This is a genomic window from Chryseobacterium sp. 3008163, from assembly GCF_003669035.1.
Taxonomy (GTDB): domain Bacteria; phylum Bacteroidota; class Bacteroidia; order Flavobacteriales; family Weeksellaceae; genus Chryseobacterium.
The window spans coordinates 2,910,209-2,932,728 of sequence record NZ_CP033070.1; the positions used below are offsets into that span (position 1 = coordinate 2,910,209).

The 22,520-nt window shown below is 34.3% G+C and carries 20 protein-coding genes; 7 read left to right on the forward strand and 13 right to left on the reverse strand.

From position 1 onward, the window contains the following. Positions 1-46 precede the first annotated feature (46 nt). Positions 47-565 carry a 2'-5' RNA ligase family protein gene (locus EAG08_RS13270; RefSeq protein ID WP_228446571.1) on the reverse strand — a complete coding sequence of 173 codons (519 nt, stop codon included), beginning with the start codon at positions 563-565 and terminating at the stop codon, positions 47-49. Between the two features lie 98 nt (positions 566-663). On the opposite strand from EAG08_RS13270, the gene EAG08_RS13275 reads away from it, so the two are divergent. Both EAG08_RS13275 and EAG08_RS13280 read left to right on the forward strand, forming a co-directional pair. After that, on the forward strand, positions 664-987 hold the full coding sequence (locus EAG08_RS13275; RefSeq protein WP_047445167.1) for a PadR family transcriptional regulator: 324 nt from the start codon (positions 664-666) through the stop codon (positions 985-987). After that, on the forward strand, positions 984-1,703 hold the full coding sequence (locus tag EAG08_RS13280) for a hypothetical protein (RefSeq protein WP_129535857.1): 720 nt from the start codon (positions 984-986) through the stop codon (positions 1,701-1,703). The genes EAG08_RS13275 and EAG08_RS13280 overlap by 4 nt, the downstream gene beginning before the upstream one ends. A gap of 14 nt (positions 1,704-1,717) precedes the next feature. On the opposite strand, the gene EAG08_RS13285 is transcribed toward EAG08_RS13280, so the two are convergent. Beyond that, a complete protein-coding gene (locus EAG08_RS13285) occupies positions 1,718-2,812 on the reverse strand; it encodes a serine hydrolase domain-containing protein (RefSeq protein ID WP_129535858.1) in 1,095 nt (364 codons plus the stop codon). Between the two features lie 53 nt (positions 2,813-2,865). Then, positions 2,866-3,576, reverse strand: a complete 711-nt coding sequence (locus tag EAG08_RS13290; protein WP_129535859.1) for a diphthine--ammonia ligase — start codon at positions 3,574-3,576, stop codon at positions 2,866-2,868. 153 nt (positions 3,577-3,729) lie between these two features. Here EAG08_RS13290 and EAG08_RS13295 point away from each other — a divergent pair, with 153 nt between their 5' ends. Next, complete coding sequence (locus tag EAG08_RS13295) at positions 3,730-6,462, forward strand: M16 family metallopeptidase (protein WP_129535860.1); 2,733 nt, start codon at positions 3,730-3,732, stop codon at positions 6,460-6,462. 71 nt (positions 6,463-6,533) lie between these two features. Here the strand turns inward: EAG08_RS13295 and EAG08_RS13300 are convergent, their stop codons facing one another. The 4 genes from EAG08_RS13300 to EAG08_RS13315 all read right to left on the reverse strand — a co-directional run bounded on the left by EAG08_RS13300 (position 6,534) and on the right by EAG08_RS13315 (position 12,451). Beyond that, positions 6,534-7,820 (reverse strand): hypothetical protein, encoded by a 1,287-nt coding sequence (locus EAG08_RS13300; protein WP_129535861.1) that lies wholly within the window; start codon positions 7,818-7,820, stop codon positions 6,534-6,536. 120 nt (positions 7,821-7,940) lie between these two features. Further along, a complete protein-coding gene (locus EAG08_RS13305; protein ID WP_129535862.1) occupies positions 7,941-8,711 on the reverse strand; it encodes a hypothetical protein in 771 nt (256 codons plus the stop codon). Positions 8,712-8,795: 84 nt separating this feature from the next. After that, positions 8,796-8,993, reverse strand: coding sequence for a hypothetical protein (locus tag EAG08_RS13310; protein WP_129535863.1), 198 nt, complete (start codon positions 8,991-8,993; stop codon positions 8,796-8,798). Positions 8,994-9,103: 110 nt separating this feature from the next. After that, on the reverse strand, positions 9,104-12,451 hold the full coding sequence (locus tag EAG08_RS13315; RefSeq protein WP_129535864.1) for a methylmalonyl-CoA mutase family protein: 3,348 nt from the start codon (positions 12,449-12,451) through the stop codon (positions 9,104-9,106). A 336-nt stretch (positions 12,452-12,787) separates the two neighbouring features. On the opposite strand from EAG08_RS13315, the gene EAG08_RS13320 reads away from it, so the two are divergent. From EAG08_RS13320 to rpsB, 4 genes are all read left to right on the forward strand, one after another. Beyond that, on the forward strand, positions 12,788-13,120 hold the full coding sequence (locus tag EAG08_RS13320; protein WP_129535865.1) for a hypothetical protein: 333 nt from the start codon (positions 12,788-12,790) through the stop codon (positions 13,118-13,120). A gap of 168 nt (positions 13,121-13,288) precedes the next feature. Continuing rightward, complete coding sequence (gene rplM, locus EAG08_RS13325) at positions 13,289-13,744, forward strand: 50S ribosomal protein L13 (RefSeq protein ID WP_047445148.1); 456 nt, start codon at positions 13,289-13,291, stop codon at positions 13,742-13,744. A 5-nt stretch (positions 13,745-13,749) separates the two neighbouring features. After that, complete coding sequence (gene rpsI, locus EAG08_RS13330; RefSeq protein ID WP_129535866.1) at positions 13,750-14,136, forward strand: 30S ribosomal protein S9; 387 nt, start codon at positions 13,750-13,752, stop codon at positions 14,134-14,136. Positions 14,137-14,319: 183 nt separating this feature from the next. After that, positions 14,320-15,087, forward strand: coding sequence for a 30S ribosomal protein S2 (gene rpsB / locus EAG08_RS13335; protein WP_047445142.1), 768 nt, complete (start codon positions 14,320-14,322; stop codon positions 15,085-15,087). Positions 15,088-15,278: 191 nt separating this feature from the next. Here rpsB and EAG08_RS13340 read toward each other — a convergent pair whose 3' ends face one another. The 6 genes from EAG08_RS13340 to EAG08_RS13365 all read right to left on the reverse strand — a co-directional run bounded on the left by EAG08_RS13340 (position 15,279) and on the right by EAG08_RS13365 (position 22,502). Beyond that, on the reverse strand, positions 15,279-15,689 hold the full coding sequence (locus EAG08_RS13340) for a DUF6759 domain-containing protein (protein ID WP_129535867.1): 411 nt from the start codon (positions 15,687-15,689) through the stop codon (positions 15,279-15,281). 1 nt (position 15,690) lies between these two features. Further along, entirely contained in the window at positions 15,691-16,419 is a 729-nt protein-coding gene (locus EAG08_RS13345; protein WP_185145164.1) for a DUF6759 domain-containing protein, read from the reverse strand. 16 nt (positions 16,420-16,435) lie between these two features. Further along, positions 16,436-17,113 carry a tRNA (guanosine(46)-N7)-methyltransferase TrmB gene (gene trmB / locus EAG08_RS13350; RefSeq protein ID WP_129535868.1) on the reverse strand — a complete coding sequence of 226 codons (678 nt, stop codon included), beginning with the start codon at positions 17,111-17,113 and terminating at the stop codon, positions 16,436-16,438. Positions 17,114-17,209: 96 nt separating this feature from the next. Beyond that, positions 17,210-18,001, reverse strand: coding sequence for a DUF6759 domain-containing protein (locus tag EAG08_RS13355; protein ID WP_129535869.1), 792 nt, complete (start codon positions 17,999-18,001; stop codon positions 17,210-17,212). A 156-nt stretch (positions 18,002-18,157) separates the two neighbouring features. Beyond that, positions 18,158-18,946: a hypothetical protein gene (locus EAG08_RS13360; RefSeq protein ID WP_129535870.1), complete on the reverse strand. Its 789-nt coding sequence runs from the start codon at positions 18,944-18,946 to the stop codon at positions 18,158-18,160. Between the two features lie 136 nt (positions 18,947-19,082). Beyond that, positions 19,083-22,502 carry a T9SS type B sorting domain-containing protein gene (locus tag EAG08_RS13365; protein ID WP_129535871.1) on the reverse strand — a complete coding sequence of 1,140 codons (3,420 nt, stop codon included), beginning with the start codon at positions 22,500-22,502 and terminating at the stop codon, positions 19,083-19,085. Between the last annotated feature and the right edge of the window lie 18 nt (positions 22,503-22,520).

A 22,520-nucleotide genomic window follows, 5' to 3' on the forward strand; every position in this document is an offset into this window, starting at 1 on the left:
ATTATCACACATTTTTTAATTCAACCGACTTTTTCAGGTCGGTTTTTTATGGTTTTTCAAGTTTCTTTTCTGCAATCGAAATCCATTTTCCGTCATGACGAAGGAGTATGATTTTTTCAACGATGAATTTAGTTTTAAATTCTTTTTCTTTATAAATTTCCCAAGCCTTAAGATAGTTTTCGAATGTTAAATCACGAAATCCGACTGTTACATGAGGATGGAATGAATAATTTTTAAAACTAAATCTTTCTTTTACTTTTAAATGCAAATCTTTCAAATCATCATTTTCTTCAGGTTGTACGTACAAAACCGGATTTTTAGGGTTCGGAAAACTGCCAAAACCATTCAGTGTAATTTCGAAAGGGGAAACATTGGTGTCAATCTTTTGAAAAGCTTCGTGGATATCATTCTCCAAAGCTAATTCTCTCTCAAAAGGTGGAAATAATGTGATGTGTGCATCATTTTTCAAAGCTTTAGAATTATTATAATTTAAAGCTAAATCTTCCTTGAAAATCTTCACCTCATCAATGATTTCCTGTGGTGGATAGATGGCTATGAAATACATTTTTTTCATACCATAAAAATAAACTTTTTAAAAATTAGATATAAAAATTTAATACATAAGAAAATTATATATAGATTTGTTATGTATAAAATTGAGAATTGAAAAAGAACAGTCTTTACAAAGGAACTTTACAAAATATCATTTTGAAATTACTTTCAAAAGAGGTGAAAATGTATGGTTACCAAATGACGCAGCGTGCGAAAGAGCTTACAGAAGGCGAGTTGGAGATGACCGAAGGTGCTTTATATCCATTGTTACACAAATTGGAAGGCGATGGTCTCATCACTTCCGAGATTCAGAAAATTAACGGACGAGACAGAAAATACTATCTTTTAACAGAGAAAGGAAAAAAACAACAAGCCGCCCAAGAAGCAGAAATGAAAACTTATCTGTTTAATCTAAATACCATTTTCAATATATGATTACCTCAGCAGAAGAAAAGCAAATAGACGATTATCTGATTCTGAACAAGCTTCCATTGGATATTTTACTGGAAGTTCGTGATCACATGATTTCGCAGATTTTGGACATTCAGATTCATGAAAATCTGAGTTTTGAACAGGCGTTTTTTAAGACTAAAATAGCTTGGGAAGACGAATTTAAAATGACAACATATTCTGCTTTTTCTCTTGAGCATATTCCTGCAATTTTCAAAAAAATTGTAAAGGCGAATTATCGAAGAATCATCAGAAAGGCTTTGATAATAGCTTTTATTTCTTTTCTATTGAACCTTGCACTCATTTATATTTCTCCAAATGAAGAAACTTTCAAGTTGTTTTTTAAAATTCAGAATGCTTTTTTCATTATTGTACCTGTTTTCTTGATACTAAGCAATTACAAAATTTGGAAGTATATAAAAGCAGATTTTAAGTATAAAGGGAAAGTATTTTATTCAATGTATCAACAGAATCTGGGACTGATGATTGTTAGTGTTTCAACTATGATTCAGGCGGTAAACGCTAATGGCAAAGCGTACACGTATTTATTTTTAAAAGAAGGAAATAGTAGTATTGCTCCATTTCTCATTATGTTGATTGTTCCTATTTTATTGCAGACATTAGTAGTTTTTTCAGTTATCAATTTTCTTGAACACAAAAAAGCATTATTGAAAATTCAGAATTTTATCAAAACTCCGTAAGCTAGTGATGAATTTTATTGGTGAGAAATACTTTCCATCATATCGGTGAAGTTTTTAATCTCACGATGAGGTTTGAAAGTTGAGCTTTTCCCTTTTTCTTCATCGGCAATGTTTGAAAGAATGATGACCGAAGTTTTTGTTGCAGGATAATAAATGTTGAGTGAAGGCGAACCTTTTACATAACCACTGTGAAAGTAAGCAGTTGGATTTCCGATGTTCATCATAATTCCGTAGCCGTAACCCATTTTCCCGAAAATGGCATGTTGTCTCTCGGCACTTTTGTTTAAAAATTTCTTTAAAGTTTCCGGCTGTATTATTTTTCCGGAGTAGAGAGCATTATTCCACAAATGCAAATCGTCAATCGTAGATAAAATTCCGCCTGCCGCAATACCAATTTCTTTTCCGCCTAATCTTTTGGGCATATTCCCGATGATTTCAAATTTTTTTCCATTCCCCAAATAAGCAGAGGCAAAATTTTCACCTTGAAATAGATTTCCGGTAGAAGAATGTTTCATACCCACTTTTTCAAATAAATCCATCGCATTTTCATCATAAGATTTTCCCGAAACTTCTTCAATGATTTTTCCTAAAGCATTAAAGCCATCATTAGAATAATTAAAACCGATTCCGCTTTTGAACATTAATTTTTCGCCAAAATTATTCAGCCCAGAAGTATGATTAAGAAGTTGAGAAATGGTAATGTTCTCATATCCATTGGAGTGAAATTCTTTTAGATATTTTGAAACTTTATCCTCCAAACTCAATTTTCCTTCTTCCATTTTCAACAAAATTAAAACGGCCGCAAACTGTTTGCTCACAGATCCGATGGCAAAAATCGTCTGATTGTCGATAACTTTTTTATTCTTAAAATCAGCAAAACCATTATTTTTTCTAAAGATTTCGGTTGAATCTTTAAAAACTGCGACACTTCCATTAAAATTATATTTTGAAAAAACGGAATCAATTTGATTTTGATACAGTTTGTTCTGAAAAATTGCCACCGCAGAATCTGCGATTGCTTTTTTATCAACGGGTTTTGGCGTTTCTGGTTTTTGACAGGAAATTAAAAAGATAAAAAGAGAGGAGAGGAAGAGTGATTTTTTCAGCATTTAAGATTGTTTTCCTAAAAATATGAAAAATATGATTAACATAAAAATAGAAATTATTTAGAAATCAAATCGCAAAACCAAAAAACATATTCTCCTTCCTCACTGGTTTCATCAGACTTTGGTTTCGGATAAGTCTTTTTTACCGTTTCTCCAATTTCAAATGCAATAGGATTTTTAAAAACAGGACCGTCAAAAGTGAAAGTATGAAACTCTCCGTTCTCTCCACATGTATCCACATTTTCAGGCAAATCTTTAATGAAATCTTCATCAATTATTCTTCCAGCAAAACTTTTATCGAGATAAGTCTCATTCACGCAGGTAACAATCGTTTTAAAACCTAAATCTAAAAATTCCTGAATGAGGTCACTCGTGTTTTGCTTCCATAAAGGGAAAACAGCTTTCATTCCGATAGATTGTAATTGTTCTTCTCGATACGTTCGCAGATCTTCCAGAAAAATATCTCCAAAAACAGAGTAGGTGACTCCTTGAGATTTAATTTTTGTCATCGTTTCAGACATAATCTTCTGGTAATCTTCCATCGATGGTTCTTTGGGAATTTCCATTTTAATTAAAGGAAAACCCAAACTTTCAGCTTGTTTTTCTAATAGTGAAACAGGAACGCCATGCATCGAGATTCTTTGGAACTCCTGATTGATGCTTGTTAAGAGAGATGTGATTGCAAATTGATTCTCTTTTAAAATTTTATACAATGCAAGAGCAGAATCTTTTCCGCTGCTCCAGTTGAAGATGGCTTTGGGTTTCATTCAGCAATATTAAGATTTAAAGATGAGTTGAAAGAAATGATGTTTAAAATATTTTAAAGTCATTTTATAACTATTACAAAATCAAATATAAAGGTAAAATATCTAATCATGGCGTTGAAAAATTTTATAAATTTAAAATCTTAAAATAATAATATGAAAAACTTTTTATTAGGTACGGCTGTTCTCTTTTTTACAGGAAGCATCAATCCTGTATTTTCCCAAAAAGCTGAAACTCCAAAATTTGTAAGCAACACAGAAGGCATTAAAGAATATACGTTGAATAACGGGATGAAAGTTCTTTTAATTCCTGATGGTTCACAAAGCAATATGATTGTCAATATTGTGTATAATGTTGGTTCCAAACATGAAGGATACGGCGAAAAAGGGATGGCGCATTTGCTTGAGCACATGCTTTTCAAAAGCACTAAAAGATTGGGTGATATAAAGAAACAGCTTTCTGATAAAGGTGGTGATGCGAACGGAACAACATGGTATGACAGAACCAATTATTATGAAATTTTCCCATCGAGTGATGAAAATCTAAAATGGGCTTTGGATATGGAAGCGGACAGAATGATCAATGCAACTATTCTGCAGACTGACCTCGACAAAGAATTTTCTGTTGTAAGAAATGAATTTGAAATTGGCGAAAACAATCCGGGTGGTGTTTTGATGGAGCGTATTGTTTCAACAGCTTATTTGTGGCACAACTACGGAAACAGTACCATCGGAAGCAAAGAAGATATTGAGAGAGTAAAAGCGCCAACTTTGAGGAAGTTTTATGAGAAATTTTATCAGCCGGATAATGCTACATTGATTGTTGCCGGAAAATTTGATGAAAAGCAGGCTCTTAATTACGTTTCGCAATACTTTTCGGTTATTCCGAAACCTTCCAGAGTGCTCGATCAGCCTTATACGGTAGAGCCGGCACAAGATGGTGAACGTTTTGTAGAGTTGAAACGTTCTGGTGAAAGTAAAATTGTTGGCGCATTGTATCATACGGCGCCTTACGCAGATAAAGATTATGCGGCTTTGGATGCTTTGTCTGAGATTCTTACTTCAGATCCGTCAGGATATTTGTATAAAGCGATGATTGATTCTCGTAAAGCTGCGTCTGTACATTCTTATCAGCCAACTGTAAGAGATGCCTCTTTTATGTATTTCGGATTGGAAGTGCCTGCTGATAAAGATGTAAAAGCTGTACAAAATGATTTCAGAACAGAGCTTAGTAAAATAACTACAATCAAATATACTGCCCAGGATGTTGAAAGAGCGAAAGCCAAAATCCTGAAACAGATTGAAAATACCAAAAACAATACAATCAATCTAGCGATTAGTTTAACTGAAATTGTAGGTGCAGGAAATTATAAATTATCAATGCTCTATCGTGATAACATCGAGAAATTAACGTTGGCTGATGTTCAGAGAGTTTCAGATAAATATTTTAAAGATAACAACAGAACAATAGGGGTTTTCATCCCGACTAAAGATGAGGTGAGAGTCAAAAATCTGGAATATTCTGATGAGCAAATTGCTTCGCTGACGAAAGATTACAAAGGTAAAGCTCTTGAGAAAGAAGTCGCACCATTTGAAGCGAGCGTAAAAAACCTTAAAGCTAATCTTACCGAAGGTAAATTAAGCAACGGGATGAAATATGGCGTCATTAAAAAAGAGATCAAAGGCGGGAAAGTATTGGGAAGCTTTAGATTTCCGGTGAGTAATGCGAAAGATTTAAGCGGTAAATCGCATATCGGTTCGCTGATGGCGCAGGTTCTGAAAACCGGAACAAAATCGCATACCAAAGAGCAAATCCAGGATATGCTTGATCAGTGGAAATCTAATGTGAATTTCGGATTCGGCGGGCAGACTTTTTATGTCAACATCAGTACTTACAAAGAAAATTTACCAAAAGTAATGGGATTAGTGAAAGAAATTCTGACTGAATCTAATTTCCCAGAAGCTGAATTGGCAAAAACGGTTAACGAATACAATACGTATCTGGAAAGTTCATTGAACGACCCACAGTCAATTGCCTTTACCGAAATAGAAAAAATGACGGAAGCTTATCCTAAAGAAAGCATATATTATACATCTTCTACGCAAGAGCAGATTGATAATAATAAAAAAATAAAAAGAGAAGATCTTATTGATTTCTACAACAAAATTTTAGGAAGTAATAACGGAGTAGGAAGTATGATTGGCGATCTAGATACCAAAACTGCTTCAACATTGCTTGATCAGACTTTCGGTAAATGGAATTCAAAATCTAAGTATGGATATGTAAAACCGGAACTTTTTGCAACAAAAAAACAAGATAAAGACTTTATCACTCCGGATAAAGAAAACGGCGCTGCAGTAGGGAAAATCAGCTTTACTATGGATACAAAAAGCCCCGATTATCCTGCACTTCTTATTGCCAACGAAATGTTGGGAAGCGGTGGTTTCTTAACATCAAGAATTCCTACAAGACTTCGTGAAAAAGAAGGAATCAGCTATGGTGCCGGTTCTTACATGAGTGTGCCTGTGAGTAATGATGTAGCATCTTGGGGTTGGTATGCATTTTTTAATCCTACAAAGAAAAATGACGTCAACAAAGCTTTGAAAGAAGAAGTAAATAAAGCAGTGAAAGATGGTTTTACAGAAGACGAATTTAAGTCTAATTTAAACTCGTGGCTGACTTCCCGAAAAACCAACTTAGGTACTGACGGAGCTTTGATGGGATTGGTCAATCAACAATTGCAATACGGGGTTCCTTTAGAAGATTATGACGCTTTAGAAACAAAAGTGAAGGCATTAAAAGTCAATCAGGTAAATGATGTCTTGAAAAAATACATCAGTGAAGATAAAATGACTTCAGTTTTTGCCGGAGATTTTAATAAGAAATAAAAGCCAAATTGATGTAAAACAAAACCCGCTGAAGATTTCGGCGGGTTTTTGCTTCAATATATACTTGTAGATTAATTTAAACCTCTAAACTTTTCGTAGAATTTTTCTTGCTCAAGAATTTTCTTTTTAAATACTTCTGCTTCTTTATAATTAATATTATTCATGGTTTTTTCTTTGAAATCAGAATAATTTATTTCACGTCTGTATTTAGTGTATCCATCCTCTTTTATATCTTCATTAAGATATTCTTTTGGTATATAAGTGTGTTCTTTTACAAGTTTTTCGATCCAATTATTTTTAGCGTCAAATTTGTAGATATTGCTAATGTACTTTTTTTCGGATATGTTTTTGATGTTTTCCTCCTGTAGAATGTTGCCAAAATTATCATAAGTAATAATTATATGTTCGTTGCGATCGTCTGAAGTCATTGTTACATTTCCTATTTTATAATCTTTAAGAGTTTTGAATTCTGAAGTTTTTTCAATTTTATTTTTAGAGATGTACTTGTTATTATTCACAATTATTGTAGTTGCGGGATTATCTGAATATGAGTAATTAGTAAGATTGCCATCTTTGTCATATTCATAAGTTTCTAAATTACTACTATTATCTGTTTTTGCAATCGATGTTTGTTTTGTGATTTTTTCTGGAAAATTGGGATTTTCATAAAAATAATTTTCTTCAGATTTTATCTCCCGACCTCCTGCTAATACATTTTGAGTAAGTGATTCTTTTTTGATAATTCTTTTTTTATTGTCAAAAGTAATTTTCTCTTGATTGAAATAATATCTCGCAAATTTTTCCAAGCGATTTTTCCATACAACAACATTTCCATTCTCTACAAGGTATTTATACTCCGTATAATGCCAGAAATCTAGTGCAGTTTTTGTTTTCTTATAATTAAAAGTACTTACTATATTTCCTTTATCATCATATTTATATTCTGTAATATTTTCTATGTCTTCTTTTGAATAGGAATCTTTTTCATACTTGATATAATAATGAACGAGATTTTTATCGTTGTAAATCACAGTTAGTTTTTTATCATCTTTTACATTTTCAAATGAGCTTAATTTTCCTGCCTTAGTAAAATAGATTTCAGATAGAATATGTTCCGGATAGTCAGGATATGTTAGATTTCCTTTTTCATCAATAAAATTTTCATATGTTTTAGCTGATGATATTGGGGTATAGAAAGAAAATTCTTTCTGTCTGTTTTCTAATGCATAATACTTGTTTAATAAATATTTTTCATCCAATAGACTGTCTAATTTCACGGGTGGAATATATTCACTAAAATTTTCTTTTGTTTCTATAGAAACAGTGGTGTTTTTTTGTTGACATGCAAAAAGTGTCATTAAAAAAAATGAGACAAATAGAATTGTTCGGATCATAAGGTTTTATTTAAATCTAAAATACAAAAAAACCTCAAAGAAATTTTCTTCAAGGTTTTCAATTTATTTAAAATTAAAATTCGCTTACTTAACTTCAGACATTTCCGCCTCGAACTGTGCTAATCCAGCCTTCGTACTTCCTTTGTCAGTGCCCTTTTGCCATTCTCTTTCAGCTTTTATTTTATCGCCTAAACTATAATAATAACTCCCTAAAGCTGTATGGCCTTCCACTTCGCCCATACTGATGATTTTCTGTCCCAATTTGATGATTTCAGGATTCTGTTTTGGCTTTTTTGTTTTGCTTGCCAAGACTGCGCCCATTCCGCCAATATCTTCCATTACCATTAATCCAAATTTCTCCATACAGGCTTTTGCAAGACCTCTGTTGCATAAATCATCAATGGTTTTGGTATAATTTGCCATTGCGCTTTCATCAAACAGTTTTTCTAAATCATTGCTTTTAGCTCTGGTTTTTCGGTAATACTCGTAAAGAAGCTGCGCATTTTTTTTAGCTGAAGCATCATCTTTTCTGTTGTTTTCGGCAATACTGTCTTTCTTCAAATCCCATTTTGTGTTTTTTACCCAACTTGAATTCCCGCTCAAACGATTTTTAGAAATTTTAAATATAAAAATATCCTTATCCGGAAATACAACCACAGAATCGCCTTTTACAAAATAATCACCCTTTCCGTAGCCTGCGATATCCACTTTTCCATTGCCATCAAAAGCAAAATAAGAATACAAAGATTCTTTAGATTGGGTCATAAAATAACCTTGAAGATTGTTGTCAGCCTCTTGTGCATTCAATAGTGCACTGGAAATTATTCCCATCACTAATAAAATATATTTTGTCATTTGAAAATTTATGAGAGTAAAAGTAAGAAAAAACATCAAAGAAATTTCTTGAAGGTTTTCTGTAGTGACAAAGTTTAAATTAAGCTATTTGCTTGGTGGTTTTCCAAAATTATTTAGATTACTAATCTCTGTTTTTTCGCGTTCCGCAGCTTGTCTTTTTTGCAGTTCTTCAGAATTTCTGTCGACATCGCTTTTTTGAGGAGTCTCCATCGGATAAGATTTACACGAGACAGCAGATCCCATTAAGTAAATTGCTGAAATTATTCTGATAAAACTTTTCATTTTTAATATTTTTCTTAAAGTAAAAGTACAAAAAACCTCAAAGAAACTTCCTTGAGGTTTGATTTATATTTAAAACAGTTAGCAGTTAAAACAGTCTGCCCGACACGTGCCTACATATTTCTACGATATTTACCGCCCACTTCAAACAAAGCGTTGGTAATCTGCCCAAGCGAACAATATTTCACGGCATCCATCATGACATTAAATAAATTCTGCTGATTGATGGCAGCGTGTTGCAAAGTTTTTAAGGCTGCTTCAGATTTATCTTCATTAGCTTGTTGGAAATTATGAAGCGTTTCAATCTGAACCTGCTTTTCTTCCTCAGTCGAACGGATGACTTCTCCCGGACGAACCGTTGGCGAACCATCTTTTCCAAGGAAGGTATTAACTCCGATGATTGGATATTCTCCGGTATGTTTCAACCATTCGTAATGCATTGATTCTTCCTGGATTTTTGAACGTTGATACATTGTTTCCATTGCACCTAAAACACCACCTCTTTCTGTAATTCTGTCGAATTCTGCGTAAACAGCTTCTTCCACCAAATCTGTCAGTTCTTCAATAATAAATGAACCTTGAAGCGGATTTTCGTTTTTCGCCAATCCTAATTCTTTATTAATAATCAACTGAATCGCCATTGCTCTTCTTACAGATTGCTCAGTCGGAGTTGTAATCGCCTCGTCATAAGCATTCGTGTGAAGTGAATTACAGTTATCATAAATAGCATACAATGCTTGAAGTGTCGTTCTTATATCGTTGAAATCAATTTCCTGAGCGTGAAGCGAACGTCCTGAAGTCTGAATGTGATATTTTAACATTTGGCTTCTTTCGTCTGCTCCGTATTTCAGTTTCATTGCTTTTGCCCAGATTCTTCTTGCCACACGTCCGATTACTGAATATTCAGGGTCGATACCGTTGGAGAAGAAGAACGATAAGTTCGGTGCAAAATCATTGATGTCCATTCCTCTTGACAAATAATATTCAACATAAGTAAAACCATTTGCTAAAGTAAATGCCAACTGAGAAACCGGATTCGCACCCGCTTCTGCAATGTGATAACCAGAAATCGAAACAGAGTAGAAGTTTCTTACTTTTTCTGTGATAAAATATTCCTGAACGTCACCCATTAATCTCAAGGCAAATTCGGTAGAGAAAATACAAGTGTTCTGAGCCTGATCTTCTTTTAAAATATCAGCCTGAACGGTACCACGAACGGTTGCTATGGTTTTAGCTTTAATTTCAGCATACGCTTCAGCAGGAATCACTTCATCTCCCGTTAAGCCTAATAATTTTAAACCTAAACCATTATTGGAAGGCGGTAATTCTCCATTATATTTTGGTCTTTCTAAACCTTTATCGTCAAATTTTGCTTTTAAAGCTTTTTCAACATTTGCTTCAAGCTTGTGTTCAGCAATATATTTTTCAACGTTTTGGTCAATTGCCGCATTCATAAAGAAAGCCAGCAACATCGGTGCAGGTCCGTTGATCGTCATTGAAACCGAAGTCATTGCATTCACCAAATCAAATCCTGAATACAATTTTTTCGCATCATCCAAAGTTGCGATAGAAACTCCCGCATTTCCGATTTTACCATAAATATCCGGAGGTAAAGCTGGATCCTGACCGTATAAAGTTACAGAGTCAAATGCTGTTGAAAGACGTTTTGCATCCATTTCCGCAGAAACGTAATGGAATCTTCTGTTGGTTCTTTCTGGTCCTCCTTCTCCGGCGAACATCCTTGTCGGGTCTTCACCTGTTCTTTTGAAAGGATAAATTCCTGCTGTATAAGGGAATCCTCCCGGAAGGTTTTCCTGACCTTTCCATTTGATCAAATCACCCCAATCGGTATATTTTGGTAAAGAAATTTTTGGAATTTTTAAATGTGATAAAGATTCTGTTGAGGTTTCAACCTTGATTTCTTTTCCACGAACGAAATAAGAATAAAACTCAGCTTTGAAAGCCTGTTTCGTATCATCCCAATTGTTCAGAAAGTCAATATTTTCCTGTTGAAGGTCTTTTTCTGCTTTTTGATATTCTGCATCTAAAGTTTCATTAGAAAGGAATTTTTTCACCCCTTCAATGTGGTACATTTTTCTTGCTAATTCGGCTTGTTTTTCAACATTAGCATCGTAAATTCTATTATTTTCTACAATTTCCGATAAATAACGAACTCTTTTTGGAGGAATAATGGTAATGTCTTCAGAAACTTCCTGTTCAACAAATCCTTGTAAGTTTAAATCTGGATATTTCTCGTTAACTTTTTCAATTAATCTATTGTATAAATCAGTTGTTCCGTGATCGTTGAACTGAGATGCTTTTGTCGCATAAACCGGCATATCATCCAACGGACTTTCCCACAATAAATGGTTTCTCTGGAACTGTTTTCTTACGGCTTGAAGTGCATCTAAAGCACCACGTTTGTCAGATTTATTTAAGGCAACCAAATCCGCATAATCCAACATGTCGATTTTTTCCAACTGTGTTGAAGCTCCATATTCAGGCGTCATCACATACATTGAAACATCTGCAAAATCTGATACTTCCGATCCTGATTGTCCAATTCCTGAAGTTTCTAAAATGATAACATCAGGATGAGCTAATTTCAATACATTCAAAGCTGAATGAATGAACGGAGAAACGGAAACGTTGTTTTCTCTTGTCGCCATCGAACGCATATAAACTCTCGGATCATTGATCGCGTTCATACGAATTCTGTCTCCCAAAAGTGCACCTCCGGTTTTCTTTTTCGAAGGGTCAATCGAGATGATCGCAATTTTTTTATCTATATTGGAACGTAAGAAACGTCTTACCAATTCGTCTGTTAATGAAGATTTTCCGGCTCCACCTGTACCTGTGATCCCGATAATTGGAATATTTAAATCTTTTGATTTTTCATCAATGGCTTTTACCAAATCAGGTTTTTCTTCTGAGAAGTTTTCAACCGCAGAAATGATTTTAGCAATACTTGTAGAATTTTCAAAACTAATTGAATCTAAATCTTCAGCCGTTACATCTTTTCCTGTTGCGAAATCTGATCTTTTCACCAAATCATCGATCATTCCCTGCAAACCAAGCTCACGACCGTCGTCCGGAGAATAAATTCTGTCGATTCCGTAAGACATAATGTCTTCGATTTCCTCGGGCAGAATTACACCGCCACCACCACCGAAAATTTTGATTTGTGGGGAGTTTTTCTCTCTTAAAAGGTCATAGATATATTTGAAATATTCGTTGTGACCGCCTTGATAAGATGTTAAAGCAATTGCGTTTGCATCTTCCTGAATAGCTGTGTTTACAACTTCTTCGGCAGATTTATCATGACCAAGGTGAATGACTTCGCATCCTGTTCCCTGAATCACACGACGCATAATATTAATAGCTGCATCATGACCGTCGAATAACGACGCTGCTGTTACAATTCTTACTTTGTTTGTTGGAGTATATTTTTGGGTTTCCATATTGATTGTAGAAAATTTCTAAGTTTCCAAATATAACAATTTAATAAAAACTTATTTTAATTATTCAAGATATTGATTTTTAAATATTTAAATAAATTTTTTAAAATGTAAATTTCCTGTTTTAAGTTTTTTTAAAAAACTTAGTCTATCATTGAGATTAAAACGCAATGGCAGACAAAGAAACTTAAAGATGCTATTGTACTCAAGATAAACAAAGGCGTTTCACTTATTTTCGAAATACGAAGAGTTAAAATAAATAAAGGAATAGACCTGATTTAATTTCAACAGTTTTCTTTCAAAATAAAATTCGTTATTTTTGCGTCATATTAAAATAGTATGCAGAAAGCACTGATGTATTTCGCTTTGGGAACGGTTCTCAGTTTTGTGATCAATTATTTTTTCATCAGCAGTGAAAATATAGGGTTAGATATTTTTTATGCGATTGCTTTCGGCTCAGCTTGGGGATTATCTTACTATCTTGATACTCCGAAATTTACTTTAGTTCAAAAGTTATTGAGTTCTTTTGCGGCAATGGGACTATTGGTTTTAATTGGCTATCTAATATTTAATCTTGAATTGGCAATTCCTGCCATTCTGAAATTCTCTACGGTTTTTGTGGCGTATTATTTAATTGCAAGTTTCAGGGCTAATAAGTCTTTGCGTAATTAATATTTGTTTCAAAAATTCTTCTTTTAAAACTATTTTTAAAACTTTAAATCCAATCATATATATAGATGCAGATTTATTAAGTTTAAATATGTTTTCACAATCTAAAAATAATTTGTACCTTTGCACACCCTTATGGGGAAAATTATGTTTAATCTTTAACTAAAACGTGTGAATACATTAAGTTACAAAACTGTTTCAGCGAACAAAGCTACTGCAAATAAAGAATGGGTTGTAGTAGACGCTGAAGGACAACCGTTAGGAAGACTAGCTTCTAAGGTTGCAAAGATTTTGAGAGGTAAGCACAAAGCAAACTTTACACCTCACGTAGATTGTGGTGATAATGTTATTGTTTTGAATGCTGGGAAAGTAACCCTTTCCGGAACCAAGTGGGAAGACAAGACTTACATTTGGCATACAGGTTATCCTGGAGGTCAAAAGTCTATGACGGCTACTGAACTTCTAAAGAAAGATTCTTTAAAAGTATTGGAAAAATCTGTAAAAGGTATGCTTCCAAAAACTAAATTAGGATCTGCTTTGTTCAAAAACCTTTATTTATATGAAGGAACTGAGCACAAGCACGAAGCTCAACAGCCTAAAACACTTAATATTAACGAATTTAAATAATTAATATGTCTATAGTTCACAAAATCGGAAGAAGAAAGACTTCTGTAGCAAGAGTTTATGTAAAACCAGGTTCTGGTGTGATTACAGTAAACGGTAAAGAAGCTGCAACTTATTTCTCTACAGACGTAATGGTTTATAAATTAAATCAGCCGTTTATCCTTTCTGAGACTGTTGGTCAGTATGACGTTACCGTAAATGTTTTCGGTGGTGGTAATACAGGTCAGGCAGAAGCTATCAGATTAGGTATTTCTAGAGCGCTTTGCGAAATCAATGCTGAATACAGATTGTTGTTGAAGCCTGCAGGTTTACTTACAAGAGATGCAAGAATGGTAGAAAGAAAGAAACCAGGTCAGAAAAAAGCAAGAAAGAGATTCCAGTTCTCAAAACGTTAATTTTCAGACTTCAGATTCAGGATATCAGATTTCAGAATTTTTTCTGTCTGTTGTCTTATATCTGAAAGCTATTTATCAAAACAAAAAAATTGCCCGTTACGTTTAGCATCCAAACACTTCTCCCATCTAAAGAAGTCGTTGATTGTTTAAGAAACGGAAAGTAAACTAACAAAAACAGAAAACATGGCAAAAGCAAATGTAAAAGACCTTCTAGAGGCTGGTGTACACTTCGGTCACATGACTAGAAAGTGGAATCCAAATATGGCTCCATACATTTTTATGGAGAAAAATGGTATTCACATTGTAGACTTACATAAAACAGCTGTTAAATTGGATGAAGCGTGCAGCGCTTTAGAAAAATTAACTTCTGCAGGTAAAAAAGTTCTTTTCGTAGCTACCAAAAAGCAAGCGAAAGAAGTAGTTGCTAAGCACGCTGCTGAACTTAATATGCCTTATATTACAGAAAGATGGCCGGGAGGTATGTTAACGAATTTCGTTACAATCAGAAAAGCTGTAAAGAAAATGAACTCTATCGACAAAATGAAAAAAGACGGTACGTTCGAAACTTTATCTAAAAAAGAAAGATTACAAGTTGACAGACAAAGAGCTAACTTAGAGAAAAACTTAGGTTCTATCTCTGACATGGTGCGTCTTCCTTCTGCAATCTTCGTTGTAGATATCATGAGAGAACACATCGCTGTAACTGAAGCTAAGAAATTAGGTATTCCAGTTTTCGGTATTGTTGATACAAACTCTGACCCAAGAAAAGTAGACTTCGTTATCCCAGGAAACGATGATGCTTCAAAATCTATCGATATGATCTTAAACGTAGTTTCAGATTCTATCAAAGAAGGTCAGTCTCAGAGAAAAGCTGATAAAGAAAAATCTAAAGAAGAAGGAGAAGTAGTATCTGCTGATAAAGATGCAGATTTCGACGCTGCTGCTGAATAATTGAAGATTTATCTTTGAAATAAAGAAAAACCGCTAAACTTGTTTAGCGGTTTTTTATGTTTTTATGTTAAATTTTAGTTTAAACTTGAGTTTTAAACTGCAATGACAATCAATAGGAACGGGCTTTATACCGTTTTTCGAATTTTTAAAATCAGTATTGGTTTTAACCTAAATATAATCTAAGTTTAAAATCAATTCGAAAGTTTTATTGAATATGCAGATGTAATAAATTTAGAAGTCTGATATGCTGACTGGCAAACCATTCCCGATAATTTATAAGTTTGGTTCTTAGGAATCATCACAGAACCGATTTTTCCGGCACCGATCGGAATCTTCTTGTAATAATTATTTGAACTAACGGTTAAAACCATATTGCATCTGGAAGTGTTCTCAACCGTTAGTGCTGTTTTGGGGTCATTTGGTGATGTTTCATTCAGCAAATAGGTCAATACTTCTGCGGTTTCAGATTTGTAAGTTTTCAACACCTCATGATACTCTCTTTCAGTATTGGATGGTGAACTTTTGACAGGGTAGTTATTGTATGTAGTCCCGCAACTATTTAAAACCATAAAAATTACAAATCCGATCAGCAGTTTTTTCATATCAACGTTTCTTTTTAGTCTTTTTTTGCTTGGCTAAATTATTTTTTTTTGTTGAAGATTGATTGTTTGCATCCCTACCTAGTTCATTATTTAAAGCCAAACTTTCATTTTCATTAAATTTATACTGAGGGTTATTAATTGCTATTTGAATATTTTTATTGATTTGTCTTTTTGATGCATATTCAACATCGCATATGTTAGATGAAAGAGAGTAATGATCTTTATCTACAACAATAAAATTCTCGTTGTGAGCAGGAACAGCTAAATTGTAAAATTTCTTTCCACTGATTTTTAAAACCAAATTACAATCAGAATTATTCCTGAAAAGTAAAATTGCTTCTTTACTGTTAATGTCTTCACTAAACATTGCGTTGAGCAATTGTACGGTCTTTTCTTTGTGCTCAGAAGAAGTTTCTGACATTAATTTTTTAAACTCTTCAGAGTCTTTAGCAATAAGATTGGTTTTGAAATTTTGTGGGATTTCTGTAATAATAGGGCGAACTTCCATTGGTTTTGCTGTGGCAGAACCTTTTGTCCATTCACTGTTTTTAAGCGCAATTAGTTTTGATTTTAAAATGCGCCTTTTCGGGTCTTCCGGGTGTGCAGTTTTCAAATATTCTTCAATCTCGGTAATGTTTGTGTTTTTTAAAATGTCTTCATGATTGCTTGTTTGTGTAGAACATGAAGAAGTGAGAGTGAAGAATAAAATGATGAGGTAATTTTTTTTCATCAGTTTATTATTTCATTTAATTAATTCTAAATTTTATATAAGTTATTGTTTTTCCTTTTGCTGAAAAAAGTTCTTCGTAATAAGTTTTGATATCTCTTAAATGGGGTGTTCCCGGATCGTACTCTGCAGCGCCATAGATGTCGTGGTGAGCGCTAATGATTTCGTAACCTGCTCCTTGTAGATAACCTAAAGTGTACCCGTGCAAAAACTCTGAATCTGTTTTAAGATGAACAATTCCGCCAGGTTTTAGGAACTTTTTATACCTCTCAAGAAAATCGGGGTGTGTTAGTCTGTGTTTTGTACGTCTGTATTTGATTTGTGGATCTGGGAAAGTAATCCAGATTTCATCAACTTCATTTTCAGCAAAAAAATGGTCTACCAGCTCGATTTGAGAACGAATAAATGCCACGTTTTTCATATCATTTTCAACCGCTTCTTTGGCTCCGAACCAAAATCTGGCACCTTTGATATCAATGCCGATGAAATTCTTATCTGTAAATGTTTTGGCAAGACCTACAGTGTATTCTCCTTTCCCACAGCCTAATTCGAGAACAATAGGTTGGTCATTTTTAAAGAAATCTTTTCTCCAATTTCCTCTCAGTTCAAAGCTGTTAAGGGCTTCGTCTCTGGTTGGCTGAATGACGTTTGGTAATATTTTGTTCTCTGCGAATCTTGCTAATTTGTTCTTGCCCATGTAATATATATGAACCTGCAAAATTAGCAAAAATATGATACAATCTCTTTGATTTTTAAAGAGAAAAATAGATTTGAAAATATGTTTCTGAACTAATTATTTAGATGAGCTCCCCAAAGCTACCATCAAAGGTTTTTGGATAGTTTTTTGTGAAGCGTACTGAGCACCGCAAACGATACTTGTCAATAGATAATCTCCTTTTTGTATAACCATAGAATTGTCGCCATGTGCAGGAACCGGAAGTCTATACTTTGTATTTCCTATACCTTCTATTCTTACAATGATATTGCAGTCAGATTTATTCTCAATCATGACAATGCATTCTTTAGCGTTAGGATCGTTGTCAAAAAGTGAATTAAGAATCTTCACGGTCTTATTTTTGTGCTCCACCGGATTATCTGCCATCAACATATTAAATTCTGATGCTTCGGTATTAGCGATAACCGCTGTAGTTTTTTTAGTTGTCGTCGAAGTAGAAGAGGTAGCCACATAAACATTTTGGGGGGAACTAGGTGTATAAGCAACAGCAGATTGCCCCACCTGAAGTTCTTTTTGATATTTTGCAATTTGTTTTTTCTTGATGATGGCATTCATTTCGTCAAAAGTAATTTTTGTAGAAGCTTTTCTTTTCAGTATTGCCAGCCAATCTTGCATTTGTCTCACTTTTTGGTCGCCCGGAGGTGCATTTTTGATGTAGTCTTTCATCAATTCCATCACTTTTGGTTTCAAAACAGATCTGCGGGGATCATCAGGATGCGCATCTCTTAGAAAAGCATTGATTTCGTAAATGCTTTTACTTTTCAAAATATTGCTATAATCTTTGCCTTGTTTTTGAGCAGAAAGACAGACGAATAAAAGTGTGGTAAAGAGTAAAAATAACTTTTTCATTTAATGTAAAACTGAGGTGAATCATTTGTGTTTCTCTTGAAATAATCATTAAAAAAACTAAAAATTTAGGTTAATTCTTAAATAGTAGTTTTAAATTTTAATATTAAAAATTTCAAGTATGTTGATGAGAGAAAAGAACGTGCCATAAAAGGATATTTATTTCAAAACATCCTGCAAGTGAGAATTTCTTAATCTCCGCTGGTAAATTGGTAAATATTTTTCAATAGGAATCTTGATAGCTTCAAAGTTACCGCTCTGTACGTAGCTTTCAATATTCTCAGAAGTATATACAAACTGCAGGAAATTATCAATTAGATTTTCCGGAATTTTAAATCTTGTAAAATAATCTTTGCCTAAATAATTTTTGATGTTTACGACAGATTTATTCATTCTTTCATAAGCTACATAACGTTGCTTTTTCTTTCGTTCACCAGAAAGAATATCAAAAATACTTTCTAAGCTAAAGGTAAGTCCGCCATCTCTCAGACCAGCCACCGGAAGTTCTGGTGGCGTGCCGTCACCTTTAGGTTCTGGGAGCCCGATTACTTTTTTCAGGGCGTAGGCTTTGTCTTCTTTTCTTAATGAATTAACATCATATCTCAAATTCCCGGTAGGTCTGAATCTATTGATCACAACTTCCTGAATATCGTGATAGGCAACTTTCAATTCTATTAAATTTCTTATCCCAAAACTTTTTTCAGATAACTTAACGTCTTTTCTTTCGGTAATGATTGAAGTAAAGCGAATCACATCACCAGGATTTCCCTGTATGGTGTAATCTCCATTGTAATTTGTAAGAACGGTTTTATATGTGGTAAGATTGGTAACATATACCTGATTAAGATACAATACAGAATTGTCTCTTAAAAATACCTGTCCCGTAAAAATCTGTGCATTAATTTTAATAATAAAAATTAATAGCAAAAGGGTAATTGCTTTCTTCATATAATGTGCAAAATTACACAAGAAAAGCATCATTTAATGTCTTTAATTTTCCGAAAACAGGTTAAAATTATATTAAACTTTTATTTAAACTGTTAATGAATGTTATAAATGAAAGGTAAGATTCTAAATGTGAAAATTATTTGTCCCACAAGCTGTCATTTCTGTTTTTTACCAAAAGCCAGCTCGTATATTTTACAGTCGTTGCATTTCCAAACTCTGTCCAGCTGATGAAATACCAGTAGGTTGCAGTTGATACAGGTCTGCCTTTCATTTTTCCGTCCCACCTAAAATTATTTGAAGGAGAACCTCTGAAAAGTTCTGCACCATATCGATCAAATATTCTGAATTCAAGATTGTCTTTGCTCATCAAAGATGAATAATCGATAACGTCATTATGCCCATCTCCGTTTGGCGTGATGGTGTTGATTAAATTAATAATCACAAAAGTTTTTTCTACAACGGCACATTTTTGAGCGTCTCTCACGTAAATTTTATGGTTACCACGCTGCACATTATAAAAAATATTTGAGCTTTGCCAAGTGTTATTATCTAATGAATACTCGTATGGTGGAACGCCTCCTGTTACCCCAATTGTTACTGTGGTTCCGTTGATGTCAATTGAAGTAATAACCGGCAATACAGATTCTGAGACATTCACAAACTGTTTGTAAACACAACCATTAAAAGTAAGTTCTACCCAATAATTTCCTGCAGGAAGGTTAGAGATTGAAGGGGTAGTAGCTCCTGTACTCCAAAGATAGGCAGTGAATCCTGGCCCGGCATCTAAAGTCGTTGTAGTTTTCGGGCAGATTAATTTATCAAACAAAATATCTGATTTTTTCGGAATTTTTAAATTAATTCTAATAGTTGCAACATTGGGACAAAATCCGGTTTTTTCAAATCGAATAAAATAGGTTTGTGTGCCCGTTAGATTCACAGCTCCGCTTATGGGTGCGGTGTCGTTTTGAGCATCGAGTAGAGTCATGTGATAACTTACGGATACCAAAGGGTCAGACGTAAACTGTGAAATAAATTGTGAAAGATTTACAGGTTTGATTCCATCTAAATCGTCATCACAAAAATCAAGAACTAGAGTTGTTGTTATTAAAGGTAGTCTTGAACCGACCGTAAAATTAATTGGTTGAACTACCGGTGCACATCCGTCTGGAGATTCTACCCGAATGTAAATCGTAGTATTTACGGTATAACTCCAGTTATTGGGAAGTGTATTTGCGTTTCCTAAATTGGCATCAGCTAATAAGGCGTAATATCTGACGTTGGTAAAATAGGTTGGATTATTCAGTATCAATGGAGTAATATCTGATAAAACGACATTTACTGTTCCGTCAAGATTTTCATCACACTGGTTTCCAAAATTTGCCGGTGTGATTACCGCTAAAGGAAAAAGATTAAGTGTAATTTCTGCAATATTTTTACAGCCAGTAGGATTTTTAACTAAAACATAAACAATTGTTCCTGCCGGAGCAGTATACGTAAGTGGAGCCAGAATTTCTCCGACCGTAGTTCCGTTTTGTGCTGCTGCTAAGCTGGTGTAATAATTTTTTGTGACAGGTGTATTATTTGTGACATTTGCAGTTGTTAAATTAAATGTTCCAACACCGTTTATGTTGCAAGAAGTTAAAGTTGTATTTGTTACTGTAACTGGTTGAATATTTATCGTTACCGTTACCGTTTCACAATCCGTAAATATAAGATCGTTACCGCAGAAAGTATAGACGAAAGTATCTGTTCCTGCTACTGCCGGATTGGTTGGAGTATAAGTAATAACCCCTGAAGTAGTATTGATGGTTGCAGTTCCAAGAGTTGGAGCTGTAACAATTGCAACTGTTGATGCTACGGGAGTTTGTGTTGATGTAGTAAATGCAGGTGTAATTACTTTGTTTTCGCAAATATTATAAGTTACGTTCGTTAGCTTCACACAATTTAAAACTTTATAAACTGCCGTTACCAAGGGCGCACAACTTCCCATGGTTACAGAGCACGTGTAATTTCCTGATTGTGTAGGAGTGTAAGAGGCTGAAGTAGCACCAGGAATGAGAATTCCGTTTCTATACCATTGATAAGTCTCGTAAATGATCGGGTCAACTGTCAATACAATTCCTGGAACACAGTCTCCACCAGATTTTAAAATGACTGGCTGAGTTGAGAATCCGGCAAAGAAACCTCCATAACCTACTGCATCACTTCCCGCTGTAATTCCCGCTGTAATAGCTTTGGTTGAAACTACGGTTATAGTTCCCGTTGTATTCGGAATTCCGTAGGTGACCCATTGGGTGAGGCCTGTAATATCAAAAGGTCCTGTGCTTGCTGGCGGAAAAGCTCCGTTGACAGTAACAACAGCTCCACGCTCGGTCACCAAATTTAATTTCGTAGGAATATTCAGAATTCCTGCTGGGTTGACATTTGAGTGAACAAAATTTTCATTAATTAAACCAATTTCATCAATTTGCTTAGGAAGATAACAGCTTAGTGCAGGGATAAAATTAAATCCACCGGTTGCTGCTTCACTTCCCCCTAGAGCATCACCAGCAAGAAGCTGATAAACATAGGCGTTTTTAGTAGTTCTTATGTATAAATTATAATGGCTTGTTCCCTGAAGTTGGTACTTAGAATCTGGTACTACATAATATTGACCAGTGTTTAAGGTTGTTATCGGTAAACCTTCATTGTTAAGAAAAATCTGGGTGTTGTCTTGGGTGGCAATAACCAAAGCACCTTCCATGTTAGTGCCAATACTTCCGTTGCCTTTTACTAGTGCAAACTGAGTCCCCAGCTGTTCTACCGGTACCGACTGATCCATCAGGATATCTGAACTCAGAGGAACGTTTCCTGAATACTGACCGTTGAAATTTCCGTTGGTAACATTAACGGCTTTGTCGGCTGTTATCTTTGCACCTAGAAATCCGTCAAAATTGCCGGCAATATTCCCGATACCATCGATGATGTAAGATTGTCCTTTATTTAAAATAAAAGTCATCGTAGGATTGGTCAATCCTGTTGTTCCGTTTGAAAATTGTACAGCGGGCTTATATCCTGAAATGGTTACCGTTGTATTGTCTTCTGTTGCCAAAATACTAGTCATGAAATTAAGAATACCATTGCTCACCGTAATAGGGGCGTTGGCAGCATAAAAGTTTTTTCCTGTTGATGGTATGCCCTTAGATGTAATGATTTCTGCATGATTTAATACTGAAAATCTTAAGTTGGCATAAAAAGGAAAATCAGCTTTTACATAAAGGCCTTTTGTAGTTGGCGTAAACAGATCAGTCTGCAAAGTTGTGATGATATAATTTCTTAAAACATCAAATTTTTGAGGATTGTTTTTACTGATTGTAACGGTTCCTATAACAACATTGTTGTTATAAATTGTTACAGGAAAGGGGGTTGTACGATTTGTAGAAAGGTATAGTTTCTGGTATGGGTTTGGGTTTCCTGTTCTATCCACCATTGGCGCAAACCAATGTTCTCTATCTAATTGTGCAAAAGAAATAGAGAATATGTAAAAAATAAGAAAAAAAGATAGAAGTTTCTTCATTCTGTATTTGATTTTATC

Bases quoted from the DNA above. Each gene is read 5' to 3' on its own strand.
- EAG08_RS13320 (WP_129535865.1), top strand. From the start codon at position 12,788: ATGCAGAAAGCACTGATGTATTTCGCTTTGGGAACGGTTCTCAGTTTT.
- EAG08_RS13300 (WP_129535861.1), bottom strand. From the start codon at position 7,820: ATGACACTTTTTGCATGTCAACAAAAAAACACCACTGTTTCTATAGAA.
- rpsI (WP_129535866.1), top strand. From the start codon at position 13,750: ATGTCTATAGTTCACAAAATCGGAAGAAGAAAGACTTCTGTAGCAAGA.
- EAG08_RS13360 (WP_129535870.1), bottom strand. From the start codon at position 18,946: ATGAAGAAAGCAATTACCCTTTTGCTATTAATTTTTATTATTAAAATT.
- EAG08_RS13340 (WP_129535867.1), bottom strand. From the start codon at position 15,689: ATGAAAAAACTGCTGATCGGATTTGTAATTTTTATGGTTTTAAATAGT.
- EAG08_RS13270 (WP_228446571.1), bottom strand. From the start codon at position 565: ATGTATTTCATAGCCATCTATCCACCACAGGAAATCATTGATGAGGTG.
- EAG08_RS13310 (WP_129535863.1), bottom strand. From the start codon at position 8,993: ATGAAAAGTTTTATCAGAATAATTTCAGCAATTTACTTAATGGGATCT.
- trmB (WP_129535868.1), bottom strand. From the start codon at position 17,113: ATGGGCAAGAACAAATTAGCAAGATTCGCAGAGAACAAAATATTACCA.
- EAG08_RS13345 (WP_185145164.1), bottom strand. From the start codon at position 16,419: ATGAAAAAAAATTACCTCATCATTTTATTCTTCACTCTCACTTCTTCA.
- EAG08_RS13280 (WP_129535857.1), top strand. From the start codon at position 984: ATGATTACCTCAGCAGAAGAAAAGCAAATAGACGATTATCTGATTCTG.
- EAG08_RS13365 (WP_129535871.1), bottom strand. From the start codon at position 22,502: ATGAAGAAACTTCTATCTTTTTTTCTTATTTTTTACATATTCTCTATT.
- EAG08_RS13290 (WP_129535859.1), bottom strand. From the start codon at position 3,576: ATGAAACCCAAAGCCATCTTCAACTGGAGCAGCGGAAAAGATTCTGCT.
- EAG08_RS13295 (WP_129535860.1), top strand. From the start codon at position 3,730: ATGAAAAACTTTTTATTAGGTACGGCTGTTCTCTTTTTTACAGGAAGC.
- EAG08_RS13305 (WP_129535862.1), bottom strand. From the start codon at position 8,711: ATGACAAAATATATTTTATTAGTGATGGGAATAATTTCCAGTGCACTA.
- EAG08_RS13285 (WP_129535858.1), bottom strand. From the start codon at position 2,812: ATGCTGAAAAAATCACTCTTCCTCTCCTCTCTTTTTATCTTTTTAATT.
- rpsB (WP_047445142.1), top strand. From the start codon at position 14,320: ATGGCAAAAGCAAATGTAAAAGACCTTCTAGAGGCTGGTGTACACTTC.
- EAG08_RS13355 (WP_129535869.1), bottom strand. From the start codon at position 18,001: ATGAAAAAGTTATTTTTACTCTTTACCACACTTTTATTCGTCTGTCTT.
- EAG08_RS13315 (WP_129535864.1), bottom strand. From the start codon at position 12,451: ATGGAAACCCAAAAATATACTCCAACAAACAAAGTAAGAATTGTAACA.